This window comes from Tenacibaculum sp. DPLXC6 (assembly GCF_056815515.1).
Genome location: NZ_CP141806.1, coordinates 156,301 through 169,964 on the forward strand (window position 1 = coordinate 156,301; position 13,664 = coordinate 169,964).

General features: G+C 32.9%; 14 protein-coding genes. 8 read left to right on the forward strand and 6 right to left on the reverse strand.

The features are described from left to right. The first annotated feature begins 162 nt into the window (after positions 1 to 162). From VCM48_RS00725 to ettA, 4 genes are all read left to right on the forward strand, one after another. On the forward strand, positions 163 to 636 hold the full coding sequence (locus VCM48_RS00725) for a hypothetical protein (protein WP_482271235.1): 474 nt from the start codon (positions 163 to 165) through the stop codon (positions 634 to 636). A 129-nt stretch (positions 637 to 765) separates the two neighbouring features. After that, positions 766 to 2,790: an oxidoreductase gene (locus VCM48_RS00730; RefSeq protein ID WP_482271236.1), complete on the forward strand. Its 2,025-nt coding sequence runs from the start codon at positions 766 to 768 to the stop codon at positions 2,788 to 2,790. 137 nt (positions 2,791 to 2,927) lie between these two features. Then, a complete protein-coding gene (locus VCM48_RS00735; protein ID WP_099216284.1) occupies positions 2,928 to 3,104 on the forward strand; it encodes a CAL67264 family membrane protein in 177 nt (58 codons plus the stop codon). Between the two features lie 20 nt (positions 3,105 to 3,124). Then, positions 3,125 to 4,816, forward strand: coding sequence for an energy-dependent translational throttle protein EttA (gene ettA / locus VCM48_RS00740; protein WP_482271237.1), 1,692 nt, complete (start codon positions 3,125 to 3,127; stop codon positions 4,814 to 4,816). Positions 4,817 to 5,508: 692 nt separating this feature from the next. Here ettA and VCM48_RS00745 read toward each other — a convergent pair. The 4 genes from VCM48_RS00745 to argS all read right to left on the reverse strand — a co-directional run bounded on the left by VCM48_RS00745 (position 5,509) and on the right by argS (position 9,503). Beyond that, positions 5,509 to 5,697 (reverse strand): hypothetical protein, encoded by a 189-nt coding sequence (locus VCM48_RS00745; RefSeq protein ID WP_274640622.1) that lies wholly within the window; start codon positions 5,695 to 5,697, stop codon positions 5,509 to 5,511. Between the two features lie 94 nt (positions 5,698 to 5,791). Continuing rightward, positions 5,792 to 6,244, reverse strand: coding sequence for a hypothetical protein (locus tag VCM48_RS00750; RefSeq protein WP_274640623.1), 453 nt, complete (start codon positions 6,242 to 6,244; stop codon positions 5,792 to 5,794). 64 nt (positions 6,245 to 6,308) lie between these two features. Next, positions 6,309 to 7,697, reverse strand: coding sequence for a dihydrolipoyl dehydrogenase (gene lpdA, locus VCM48_RS00755; protein ID WP_482271238.1), 1,389 nt, complete (start codon positions 7,695 to 7,697; stop codon positions 6,309 to 6,311). A gap of 33 nt (positions 7,698 to 7,730) precedes the next feature. After that, positions 7,731 to 9,503 (reverse strand): arginine--tRNA ligase, encoded by a 1,773-nt coding sequence (gene argS / locus VCM48_RS00760; protein WP_482272231.1) that lies wholly within the window; start codon positions 9,501 to 9,503, stop codon positions 7,731 to 7,733. 121 nt (positions 9,504 to 9,624) lie between these two features. On the opposite strand from argS, the gene VCM48_RS00765 reads away from it, so the two are divergent. Further along, entirely contained in the window at positions 9,625 to 10,140 is a 516-nt protein-coding gene (locus VCM48_RS00765; protein WP_274640626.1) for a YkgJ family cysteine cluster protein, read from the forward strand. Between the two features lie 44 nt (positions 10,141 to 10,184). Further along, the gene (locus VCM48_RS00770) at positions 10,185 to 11,024 is read left to right on the forward strand and encodes a sterol desaturase family protein (protein ID WP_274640627.1); all 840 of its coding nucleotides are present in this window, start codon (positions 10,185 to 10,187) and stop codon (positions 11,022 to 11,024) included. A 43-nt stretch (positions 11,025 to 11,067) separates the two neighbouring features. Here VCM48_RS00770 and VCM48_RS00775 read toward each other — a convergent pair whose 3' ends face one another. Beyond that, positions 11,068 to 11,328 carry a hypothetical protein gene (locus VCM48_RS00775; RefSeq protein WP_482271239.1) on the reverse strand — a complete coding sequence of 87 codons (261 nt, stop codon included), beginning with the start codon at positions 11,326 to 11,328 and terminating at the stop codon, positions 11,068 to 11,070. Between the two features lie 268 nt (positions 11,329 to 11,596). On the opposite strand from VCM48_RS00775, the gene VCM48_RS00780 reads away from it, so the two are divergent. Both VCM48_RS00780 and VCM48_RS00785 read left to right on the forward strand, forming a co-directional pair. After that, complete coding sequence (locus tag VCM48_RS00780) at positions 11,597 to 12,127, forward strand: hypothetical protein (RefSeq protein WP_482271240.1); 531 nt, start codon at positions 11,597 to 11,599, stop codon at positions 12,125 to 12,127. A gap of 64 nt (positions 12,128 to 12,191) precedes the next feature. Next, on the forward strand, positions 12,192 to 12,971 hold the full coding sequence (locus tag VCM48_RS00785; RefSeq protein WP_482271241.1) for a hypothetical protein: 780 nt from the start codon (positions 12,192 to 12,194) through the stop codon (positions 12,969 to 12,971). A gap of 72 nt (positions 12,972 to 13,043) precedes the next feature. On the opposite strand, the gene VCM48_RS00790 is transcribed toward VCM48_RS00785, so the two are convergent. Next, positions 13,044 to 13,634: an adenylosuccinate lyase gene (locus VCM48_RS00790; RefSeq protein WP_482271242.1), complete on the reverse strand. Its 591-nt coding sequence runs from the start codon at positions 13,632 to 13,634 to the stop codon at positions 13,044 to 13,046. Positions 13,635 to 13,664 lie beyond the last annotated feature (30 nt).

Genomic DNA, 13,664 nt, shown 5'->3' on the forward strand with positions numbered 1-13,664 from the left:
TGATTTTCTCTTTTTTATGTAACCAAAAATGGTTTAAAAAAGGGCTAATCACCTCATAAAATAAAGGTGTTTCCCTTATATAATAAATAACCTTTTGCCTATAAGTTTCTAAATAGAGGTAAGATATATTTGGGCTAATTAATTAACCCAAACTAATATTTTATGAAAACTTTAAAAACCCTAATGTTTGTAAGTATCTTTTTCCTGGTATTTACATCATGCCAAAATGAAGAAACTGTATTACCAAACGAAACTCAGACAGAAGCAATTGATGCTAAAGCTGCAAAGTCCACAGATGATTTAAGATTAGATTACCATGAAGACTACGGAGTAGTTAGAGCGGATGAATACCCAATGAATCCAGAAGGTGTTACAAAACCAACCTTAGATCTATTTTTAGAAAAAGGAAACCTTAAAAAAGAAGATTTAAAAAGTTACCGTATTGTAAAAGATGAATTTTCAGGTATAGGTTTAGCAGAGCATAGAATGAAGGATGGTAATGTAATACAAGTACCGCACGAGTATGAAAGGCAACCAGTTTATAGGTTTGAAGCTGAACTAAATGATGGAACTAAAGTTAGAATTATTATAATTATAATATGTTCAAATGGTTTAATTATAATCATTTGGTGGTAATAGAATAAGTAAGTATTTCTAAAAGACCTTATACATAAGTGTGAGGTCTTTTTTATATGAAAAACATATTATAAAAATATGTATCTTGCAATTTGTTATGCGTGCATAATATTTTATAAAAATAAAACAATGAAATACAAACATATTTTCGAGCCATTAGACTTAGGTTTTACTACTTTAAAAAATCGAGTATTAATGGGCTCTATGCATACTGGTTTAGAAGAAGAAAAAAATGGAATTGAACGTATTGCTGCTTATTATGCAGAACGTGCGCGTGGAGGAGTAGGTTTGATTGTTACAGGAGGGATTGCTCCTAATATTCAAGGGTGGACAGCGCCTTTTTCTGCTCGTATGAGCACAAAAAAACATGCCCGTGAACACAAAGTAATTACAGAAGCAGTTCATAAAGAAGGAGGTAAAATATGTATGCAAATTTTACATTCAGGTCGTTATGGATATCATCCATTTAACGTAGCTCCTTCAAAAATAAAATCACCAATAACTCCTTTTAAACCGTTTGCATTAAAGCAATCAGGAATACGAAGAACAGTAAAAGATTTTGTTAACTGTGCTAAGTTATCACAAGAAGCAGGATATGATGGCGTAGAAATCATGGGGTCTGAAGGATATTTAATCAATCAGTTTATAGTAACAAGAACAAATAAACGAACCGATGATTATGGAGGGAAATATGAAAACAGAATTCGTTTAGCAGTAGAGTTAGTTCGAAAAATTAGAGAAGTAGTTGGTGAGCATTTTATCATTATCTATCGTTTATCAATGCTAGATTTGGTAGAGCAAGGAAGTTCTTGGGAAGAAGTGGTACAACTAGGAAAAGAAATAGAAAAAGCTGGAGCTACTATTATCAATACAGGTATTGGTTGGCATGAAGCACGAATACCTACTATTGCAACTTCAGTACCTAGGGCAGCGTTTACTTGGGTAACTAAAAAAATGAAAGAAGAATTATCTATTCCGTTAGTTACTTCTAACAGAATTAATATGCCTGATACTGCTGAGAAAGTATTAGCAGAAGGACATGCAGATATGATTTCAATGGCACGTCCGTTTTTAGCTGATCCTGAATGGGTAAATAAAGCGAAAGAAGAAAGAGTAGACGAAATAAACACTTGTATAGCTTGTAATCAAGCTTGTTTAGACCATGCTTTTCAGAAAAAAGTGGCAAGCTGTTTAGTAAACCCAAGAGCATGCCATGAAACAGAGCTAAACTATAATCCAACATCAAAAAAGAAAAAAATAGCAGTTGTAGGTGCAGGACCAGCAGGATTAGCAGCTTCAACAGTAGCAGCACAAAGAGGACATGATGTAACCTTATTTGATGCAGATAAAGAAACAGGAGGGCAATTCAATATTGCAAAACAGATTCCAGGAAAAGAAGAGTTTTATGAAACCATCCGTTACTTTAATAAGCAGCTAGAATTACACAACGTAAATGTAAAGTTAAACACAAGAGTTTCTGCAGAAGATTTATACAATGGTAATTTTGATGAGGTTGTTTTAGCAACAGGAATTACGCCAAGAACTCCAAGAATAGAAGGTGTAGAGCACGAAAAAGTATTGAGTTATATAGATGTTGTAAAATTAAAGAAACCCGTTGGTAAACGTGTTGCGGTTATTGGAGCAGGAGGAATTGGTTTTGATGTTTCAGAATACTTAGCTCACGAGGGAGAGAGTACTTCTTTAAATGTAGATGCTTGGTTAGAAGAATGGGGAATAGATAAAACATTAGAAGCACGTGCAGGAATTGAAGGAATTGCTCCAAAAATTCATCCTTCACCTAGAGAAATATTTATGTTCAAGCGTAGTTCAGGGAAGTTTGGAGGAAATTTAGGAAAAACTACAGGATGGATTCATCGTTCAGTATTAAAAAGAAAAAAAGTACAGTTTATTAATGAGGTACAGTACACAAAAATAGATGACGAAGGTTTGCATTATGTTCAAAATGAAGAACAAAAAGTATTACCAGTAGATAATGTAATTATTTGTGCAGGTCAAATTCCGTTTAAAGAATTATTAGAACCATTAGAAGCTAAAGGAATGAAAGTACATGTAATTGGAGGAGCAGATGTTGCAGCAGAATTAGACGCAAAGAGAGCCATAAATCAAGGAAGTAGGTTAGCTGCTGAACTTTAGTTTATACATAAATTTAAAATCACTAAAAAAGTCTTGCCAATGCAAGACTTTTTTTATGCACACAACTACAGTGAATAAGTCTAAATAATTACCGATATTTGTAGCTCACATTTTTTTGAAAAAAGTAAATTATGGCAATGAACAAAAACACTGTCCTAGGTTGGGCAACGCTTATAATGGTATTAATGGGGATTTTACTTATATGTTTAGCAGTATTTAAGTATGATGAAATAGCTGGATATGGCTTTGGAGCTGTTGGTTTAGGTTTTTTTGCAAATGCATGGGTATTTAATGCCTTAAAAGGAAGAGTTTAATTAAAGAAAAAAATAAAGAAATGAGCGACGATAAAAAAGTCATTTTTTCAATGAATAAGGTCTCTAAGACCTACCAAAGTACAGGAAAACAAGTTTTAAAAGATATTTATTTAAGTTTCTTTTATGGAGCTAAAATTGGTATTTTAGGTTTAAACGGTTCGGGTAAATCTACCTTATTAAAAATTATAGCAGGAGTAGAAAAAAATTACCAAGGAGATGTTACATTTTCGCCAGGTTATAAGGTTGGCTATTTAGAACAAGAGCCACAGTTAGATGAAAACAAAACTGTTTTAGAAGTTGTTAAAGAAGGAGCAGCAGAAACTGTTGCTATTTTAGATGAATACAACAAGATAAACGACATGTTTGGTTTAGAGGAAGTGTATTCTGATGCAGATAAGATGCAAAAATTAATGGATCGTCAAGCTGAACTACAAGATAAAATTGATGCATCTAATGCTTGGGAGCTAGATACTAAGTTAGAAATTGCCATGGATGCGTTACGTACGCCTGAAGGTGATAAAAAAATAGGAGTATTATCAGGAGGAGAGCGTCGTCGTGTAGCCTTATGTCGTTTATTATTACAAGAACCAGAAATTTTATTGTTAGATGAGCCTACCAACCATTTAGATGCAGAATCTGTGCATTGGTTAGAGCACCATTTAGCACAATATAAAGGAACTGTAATTGCAGTAACGCACGACCGTTATTTCTTAGATAATGTTGCAGGATGGATTTTAGAGTTAGATAGAGGAGAAGGTATCCCTTGGAAAGGAAATTATTCATCTTGGTTAGACCAGAAGTCAAAACGTTTGGCTCAAGAAAGTAAAACAGCATCTAAACGTCAAAAAACATTAGAACGAGAGTTAGAATGGGTACGTCAAGGAGCAAAAGGTCGTCAAACAAAGCAAAAAGCACGTTTGAAGAACTATGAGAAGTTAATGAGTCAAGACCAAAAGCAAACGGAAGAAAAATTAGAAATCTATATTCCAAATGGTCCACGTTTAGGAACGAATGTAATAGAAGCTACAGGTGTTTCTAAAGCTTATGGAGATAAGTTATTATATGAAAACTTAGAATTTAATTTACCACAAGCAGGAATTGTAGGAATTATTGGTCCAAACGGAGCAGGTAAAACCACTATTTTCAGAATGATTATGGGAGAAGAAACTCCTGATGCTGGAAGTTTTAAAGTAGGGGAGACAGCTAAAATTGCTTACGTAGACCAATCACATTCAAACATAGATCCTGAAAAATCTATTTGGGGGAACTTTTCAGAAGGTCAGGATTTAGTGATGATGGGAGGTAAGCAAGTAAATTCGAGAGCTTATCTAAGTCGCTTTAACTTTTCAGGAAGTGAGCAAAACAAAAAAGTAGCTACTTTATCAGGAGGAGAACGTAACCGTTTACATTTAGCAATGACTCTAAAAGAAGAAGGTAACGTATTGTTATTAGATGAGCCTACTAACGATTTAGATGTAAATACGCTACGAGCTTTAGAAGAAGGTTTGGAGAATTTTGCAGGTTGTGCTGTAGTAATTTCGCACGATAGATGGTTCTTAGACCGTATTTGTACACACATCTTAGCCTTTGAAGGAGATAGTCAAGTGTATTTCTTTGAAGGTTCTTTCTCTGATTATGAAGAGAATAAGAAGAAACGTTTAGGAGGTGATTTAATGCCTAAGCGAATTAAATACAAGAAGTTAATTAGATAAAATTATTGTCTAATATTTTATAAAATAAAACTCGAAGTTAGCAGCTTCGAGTTTTTTCTTTTTCTATAACAATTGTCCCCTCAATGTAAAACTGTTTTGTAGATAGTTTTTCATAGTATAGCGAATTGTGTTAAAGTTTTCTTAACAACAATTATTGTGCCGTAAACTCAATAAAATAACATTTTTATTGAATTTATGTTATTTTTTACCGTTTTACGGTAAATTATCTGTTTTTAGTACTGTGTAAAAAACCTCACCATTTATTGATGAGGTTTATAAGTATTTATATTTCATGAGTTTAGTAGCACTTTTCAAAGTAGCCATCAACACAGCAATATGGAACATCAGTAATACAGTGTACAGGAGAAGGGTATTGGCTGTTACAGGCCAAACCTTCTCTAGGGCATATGCTAGTAATTCCACCAGTAATAGATTTTTGCTCAGATACTTTTAAGACAAGCCCAATGTTTGAAATATTTTTTAACATAATCATAAATTTTAAAGTTGTTATAAATTTATGTATTAAGTCAAAAGTAAACTTTAGAAAAACCGTAATAAATGTAAGGTAATTACGTATTTTAAAAACAAACCTCACCAATTAGGTGAGGTTTACGAACTTTTATATGTTCTCTAATAATCCTTTTTCGAAACTTTAACTAAATTAATAGCTCTTTGTGTTATAAGGTTTACTATTAACTACATATTTCATAAAAACCATTAACGCAACAAAAGTCAGCAGCTGGAAGGCATTCAGAAGGAAATTGAGATCCATTAGGACAACGATCTCCTAAAGAACATTCTTTCATGTCATTTCCTCCTTTTACTGATTTTTGCTCTTCTTTCTTTAAAATAGTTCCTACTTTTAAAATATTTCTTAACATAAGTGTAAATTTTTATTGTGAAACAAATTTATATTATAGAAGTCAAGAAACTTGATTAAAAACCGTAATAAGAATAAGGGAATTACGTACTTTTTTAATTATGAAAAGCAGCATTATGCGCTAAATCTCCGTTACAACTGTTACACTTTCCAGTAGTATCTGCCCCTCCAGCACAACCGTTGGTACAGGTATAGTGATATTGTCCAGCAGCATTAGGTCCAGAAGTAGTCTGTGTTACAGGAGTTGATATTGGAGAGTTGGAAGTTTTATTTTGTGTATTGTGAAATCCTTGGTTATGAGCAAGAGGAGTTTTACAAACAGGGCAAGAAGTACCTTGAACACTTGAAGTACCTCCTTCACACTTTTTAGGGCATATATAATGCGCTCCTCCAATAATATTAACAGAATTATTGTTGTTATTTGGAAGTTGTGGAGTTGGACGTTCACTAAAAGGAACCGTTAATGGATTTACGGGTGTTTTCTTTTCTTCTGTTTTACAAGAATAAAAACAGCATAATAAAACGAATATTGAGAGTATTTTTTTCATATTCAAATATAAAAAAACCTCGTCAAAAAAGACGAGGTTATAATTTATATAAAGTTTGTAAATTTTATAAATGAATTACTTCATCATAAGCATCTGCAACAGCTTCCATAACCGCTTCACTCATGGTTGGGTGAGGGTGAATTGCTTTTAATACTTCATGACCAGTAGTTTCTAATTTACGACCTAAAACAGCTTCAGCAATCATGTCAGTTACACCAGCACCAATCATATGGCATCCTAACCATTCACCATATTTAGCATCAAAAATAACTTTTACAAATCCGTCAGGAGTTCCAGCAGCTTTAGCTTTACCTGAAGCAGAGAATGGGAATTTTCCAACTTTTAATTCGTAACCTTTTTCCTTTGCTTGCTCTTCAGTTAAACCAACAGAAGCAATCTCAGGAGTAGCATAGGTACAACCAGGAATGTTTCCATAGTCGATAGTTTCAGTATGCAGACCAGCAATTTTTTCAACACAGGTAATTCCTTCTGCAGAAGCAACGTGAGCAAGAGCAGGACCAGGAGTTACATCACCAATAGCATAATAACCAGGAATGTTAGTTTGATACCAATCGTTTACTAAGATTTTATCTCTATCAGTAATAATACCCACATCTTCTAAACCGATGTTTTCAATATTGGTTTTAATACCAACAGCTGATAATACGATGTCTGCTTCTAAAATTTCTTCTCCTTTTTTAGTTTTAACGGTAGCTTTTACTCCATCCCCAGAAGTATCAACAGCTTCTACAGAAGAACTAGTCATTACTTTAATTCCAGCTTTTTTGAAAGAACGCTCCATTTGTTTAGAAACATCTTTATCTTCTACAGGAACAATTGTTGGCATAAACTCAACAACAGTAACGTCAGTTCCCATTGAGTTATAGAAGTGAGCAAACTCAACTCCAATAGCACCAGAACCTACAACAATCATTGATTTTGGTTGTTTAGGTAAGCTCATAGCCTCACGATATCCGATAACTTTTTTACCGTCTTGAGGTAAACTTGGTAACTCACGTGAACGAGCTCCAGTTGCAATAATGATATGGTCAGCTGAATACTCAGTTACTTTACCATCTTTATCAGTAACATCAACTTTTTTACCAGCTTTTACCTTTCCAAAACCATCGATGATGTCTATTTTATTTTTCTTCATTAAGAACTGAACACCTTTGCTCATTCCTTCAGCAACACCACGACTACGTTTAATAACCGCTTCAAAATCTTTATCGATTGCTTCTGCTTTTAAACCGTATTCATCAACATGTTTTAAATAATCATAAACTTGAGCAGATTTTAATAATGCTTTGGTGGGAATACATCCCCAGTTTAAGCAAATTCCACCTAAGTTTTCTTTTTCAACTACAGCGGTTTTAAATCCTAATTGAGATGCTCTAATTGCAGTTACATAACCTCCAGGACCACTTCCGATTATTAGTACGTCGTATTTCATGTTGTTTACTTTTACTTGTTGTTTGTTAATTTATTACATTCTTTCAGGAACCTGAATTCCTAATAATTTGAATGCAGATTTTATGGTGTCAGCTACTTTTTTAGATAACTGAACTCTAAATATTTTTTTATTTTGATTTTCTTCTCCTAAAATGGATACGTTTTGGTAGAATGAGTTAAACTCTTTTACCAAATCATAGGTGTAATTAGCAATCACAGCAGGAGAATAGTTACTCGCTGCTTGTTGAATTACTTCAGGGTACAATTCTAATTGCTTGATTAATTCTTTTTCTTTCTCGTGTAATTCTACTGATACCGAAGAAGAATAATCGAAATCAGCTTTACGTAAGATGGATTGAATTCTTGCATAAGTATATTGTACAAACGGACCTGTATTTCCTTGGAAGTCTACGGATGCTTGTGGGTCAAACAAAATTCTCTTTTTAGGATCTACCTTTAAAATGAAGTATTTTAAAGCTCCTAATCCGATAATTTTATATAATTCCTCTTTTTCCTCAGTAGAATACCCTTCTAACTTACCTAACTCTTGTGAAATTTCACGAGCTGTATTGGTCATTTCGTCCATTAAATCATCAGCATCTACTACAGTTCCTTCACGAGATTTCATTTTTCCAGAAGGTAAATCTACCATTCCATAACTTAAATGGAATAATTGTTTAGCCCAAGAATATCCTAGTTTTTGTAAGATTAAGAACAACACTTTAAAGTGATAATCTTGTTCGTTACCTACGGTATATACCATTCCGTTTACATCAGGAAAATCTTTAGAACGTTGGATAGCAGTACCAATATCTTGCGTCATGTACACCGCAGTTCCATCCGAACGTAATACTAGTTTTTCGTCTAGTCCTTCGTCAGTTAAATCACACCAAACAGAACCATCTTCTTTTGTGTAGAAAACTCCATTTTGTAATCCTTCTTCAATTATATCTTTTCCTAATAAGTAGGTGTTACTTTCGTAGTATAATTTGTCAAAGTTAACTCCGATGTTTTCATAAGTAACATCGAACCCTTTATATACCCATCCGTTCATCATTTCCCAAAGGGCTACAACTTGCTTATCACCAGCTTCCCATTTACGAAGCATTTCTTGTGCTTCTAAAAATAATGGAGCTTGTTTTTTAGCATCATCTTCAGAAATTCCTTTTGAAACTAATTCAGAAATTTCTTTCTTATACTCTTGATCAAACTTTACGTAGTAATTACCAACCAGTTTATCTCCTTTCAATCCAGTTGATTCAGGAGTTTCGCCTTCTCCAAATTTTTTCCAAGCCAACATCGACTTACAAATATGGATACCACGATCGTTGATAATTTGTGTTTTGTAAACTTTATGCCCTGCAGCTTTTAAAATTTCAGCAACAGAATATCCTAATAATACATTACGAACATGTCCTAAGTGCAAAGGTTTGTTGGTGTTTGGAGAAGAATACTCTACCATTCGAGCATCTGTTTCGTCTTCTTTTACAAAACCATACCTTGCATCTGCTGCAATTTCATTAAAAAAGTTTACATAAAAAGAATCGTCAACGACTAAGTTTAAAAAACCTTTTACAACATTGTAACTGGTAACTTCGTTGATGTTTTCAACTATATATTTACCTAAATCTTCACCAATTTGAACCGGATTTCCTTTTTTGTACCGTAGTAAAGGGAAGACAACAACAGTAATGTCTCCTTCAAAATCTTTACGGGTTGCTTGAAATTCTACACTAGGAATTTCTACATCATACAAGGCTAAAAATCCTTCTTTTACTTTCGTTTCTATTAACGATTGAATATTCATTGGTTCTTTTTGATTATCGCACAAAATTAGTGTTTTTAATTTTTTCTTCCCACCATTTTAAGGATGATTTTTTGATTCATGATTATAGCATACTTAGTTGATGCTTTTGTACCTTTGCACCATGGATAAAGACCTTGAAAACTTACCAAAATTAGCCAAAGACGCTTTACAAGAAAATAAGAAGTATTTTCAACGATTAAAGAAAAGAACACCTAAACGCTTAGATTTACTAATGCAAGAGTTGCATGAGGAAGAATTTGAACGTACGGATTGTTTAGAATGTGCAAACTGTTGTAAAACAACTTCACCAATTTTTACCGAAAAAGATATAGAGCGTATAGCAAAACACTTAAAAATGAAGGTGGTTGATTTTACAAATCAGTATTTACAGCGAGATGAAGATAATTTTATGGTCTTACAATCAGCTCCATGTACTTTTTTAGACGAGTCTGATAATACTTGTTTTATTTATGATGTTCGTCCAAAAGCTTGTTCAGAATATCCACATACGAATCGAAAAAAGTTTATCCAAATAGCAGATTTAACGATTAAAAATACAGAGGTTTGTCCTGCTACTTATAGAATAGTAGAGGAATTGAAAAAACGTCTACCACAATCGGGAAGTTCTAAAAAATAAGCTGTTATAGATATTTTTTCTATTTTTAGAAAAAATATTACACATTGGAAACCCTTATACATTATTTTGAAAATATTCCTTCTAGTCATAGAAGTATTATTTTAGTTGGAGGAATAACTTTTTTCTGGTTGTTAGAAGGAGCTGTGCCTTTATTTAGTTTTAAATACAATAAGTGGAAACACGCATGGCCTAACTTGTTTTTTACTGCTACCACGGTAATTATCAACTTTACTCTGGCTTTTGTATTGCTTAAAACAGCGGACTGGGTACAAGCAAATGATTTTGGATTGATTAACTGGCTTCCTGAAATGCCATTATGGTTGTATGTATTGTTAGGAGTGTTGTTTTTAGACTTTTTCGGAGCTTATTTAGCACATTTAGTAGAGCATAAAGTGAAACCTTTATGGATGGTGCATTTAGTACACCATTCTGATCATAAAGTAGATACCACAACAGCAAACAGACATCATCCAATAGAAAGCGTTATTCGTTTTACATTTACATTACTAGGTGTTTTTTTAGTAGGAACACCTATAGGTATAATAATGTTATATCAGTCTATGTCGTTAGTGTTTACACAACTAACTCATGCCAATATAAAAATGCCTAAAAAATTGGATAAAGTATTAAGTTATGTTATTGTTTCACCTGATATGCATAAAGTACATCATCATAATTTATTACCTTATACTGATTCCAACTACGGAAACATCTTTTCTATTTGGGATCGATTATTAGGGACTTATATGGAATTAGATAGAGAAAAAATAGTCTACGGAGTAGATACATTTCCTGATGAGGTAAAAAATTCAAGCCTAAAAGAGTTACTCAAGCAACCTTTTCAAGGATATAGAAAACCTACGAACTTAAAGGGTATTAAATAAATAAAAGCAAGCAGTTAGGTTTGCTTTTATAATTCTTATCTAGTTATAAAGGATAACAAATGTAACCACGATAGCTTAAATCTGTGTAAGAATAAAAAAAGGTAGGTGTATTACCGTTACTAGTTTGGTTATGACACCTCCACTTCCAATTTGATGTTACTGGATCAGAAGGAAATCTGTCAGGATCTGTTGTTGTGTCTACTCCATCTAAATAACCACCAAAAGAACCTCCTCCTGAGATTTCTTTTTGAGTTAAACTGTTTAGTTTTTGAACACCACTTAACTTTAAAATTTTTTTCAACATAATTTTTTATTTTGATTTATAATGTTGGCAAAACTATAACCGAAAGAGAAGAAGGTCTTTAGGTTAACGACTGTATTTTTAAAAGGAATAAACACTTGATTTATAGAGGGTATAAATTGAAATACCCACAAACTTTAGCAAATGTTCAGTACATAAGATTTATTTTAAGGGTGTTTTTCCTGTGGTATAAACAACAATTCCCCTGATAGTTAAGCTGTGGTGTTCGTGTATATTTGAGTTCATAATTAACCCCGAAAACTATTATTTTATGAAACGACTACAAAACTTTGTAATTGTAGGCATCGTCCTTATGATGCTACAAGCATGTCAAAAAGAAGACACTGCAAACGAATTGTTAAACAACACAAATTTAGAGGTAAAACAAGCTCGAGCCTATTATGCACCATGGGTATATGTTATGGATTGGCGTTTTAGTAGAGGAACTTGTACTACAGGACCAGGAGTGTGTTTTAAAAACGATTATGGAGACATACTTGTATATGGAAATGCAAGTTCAGGCTTATCAGATGAAGTAAAAGAAATTTTCTCAAAACTTATGGAAGGAAACAATGATGAAGATAATGGTGTGATAGCGTTCAGAAATGAAGGTGAATCATTACGATTGGTGTTTTCAAGAAGTTTAGAAGAAGAAGATTTTATCATTTCAGAAAACGTTTCTCTTAGAGAAGATATAGTAGCAGAATTGGGTAAAACTAATATTACTTTGCAAGCAGGTAAATACGTTGTAGATTATTCACGTTTTAAAAACGGAGAGGTTTTAATACCTGTAAAAAATTAAATAACTAACTAATCAAACTAATAAACTCTTAGTAAATACTGGGAGTTTCAAAAAATAAGAAAAAATGAAAAAACAAAATTTTTTATGGATGGCTGTGATGTGCTTTACATTGCTTTTCAGCTGTCAAAGTGAAGATGTAATTGAAAATGAATCGAACAAAGAAGAAGTACAATTAGCAAAAGAAAGTACAGTAACTATTAATCATACGTACGATTATTATGGTAAGCAGTTTAAAGTAGCTTATGTATATGATGAAGAAAGTGGAGAAGTACTGAAAGCTGATGGAGATGTTGAGCTTGCTCAAGAAATCTTTGGAGATGAAGAAAGAGCACCAAAATCATTATTCTTTGATAACCCAAAAGAAGGAAGTACTGATATTCAAGTTAAGGTTTTTGATAATGGAGAAGACTTACAAGAATATGGAGCGAAAGTAGCTGGAAATTTTCCTGGCGATCAAGTAGGTACTGAAGGTAGAGCTGCTAAATGTGATAGCTATGACGTGTATGGGTCAGGAAGATTTTACTTCTATAAACACGCTTATTATAACACTTATATGAGCGGAATGAGTAGAATGAACCGCTATTATTATAGAGATCATTGGGTAGGAAGTGGTTATAACGATCAGTTATCTTCTTTAATTGTAACAAAACCTTCATATAGAAAGGCCGTAGTATACTTATACCAACATTCTTGTTATGGAGGAAAAGTAATAGGATTCTATCAAGGAACAGGATACACAGGTTTTGGAATAGCTAACCTTAAATGGTATACTATGTCAGGCTGGTGGTTCTGGAGAAAATCTTGGAACGATAAAGTTTCATCTACTAAAGGATGGGCTTGGTAATAAAATAAGCTACAACTATTTAGTTGTTTGTAAAATAATAAAAGAGCCTCAGAAGATTTTTCTTCTGAGGTTTTATAATTGTTTTTGGTTTTTATGCTTCTCTATCAATTCCAATATTTTCTTACCTCTAGCTTTACAACCTTTACTTTCATGAATTATCTTAGTACGAATTATATGTTCTAACTCAGGATGTACCCAATCTTTTTGTAAACCAAATAAAAATAAAGTGCTCATGGTGTAGGCTTTCACTGCTATTTTTTGGTCGGTAATTAACCAATCAAATCCAGTTTCTATAATTAAATCGATATCAGTTTCTGTTAACTGTTCTTTTATACCATTGGTTGTTTTTGAGGAAAAAGCAGTTGCTAAATGCTCACAAATTTTAGCACATGGTCTTACAGCACTGTCAAAATGTACGCTAGATATATTTTTTGTAAAAACACTTAAATAAGGAAGAATATACTCAACCCCTTTGTGCGTACAAATCCATTCCAATACCCAAGCAGCTTTAATAGATAGTTTATTATCAACATCAAAAGTGATATCAATCAAATATTTTATCAATTCAGGTTGTGCTAACACAATATTTGAAGCATTATCTCTGTTTACTTTAGCAGCATTATCAACATTTTCTAACACAGAAATTAAAAAATCAACACTCATATTGGTATGGTTTATGTAAATTTGAAATGT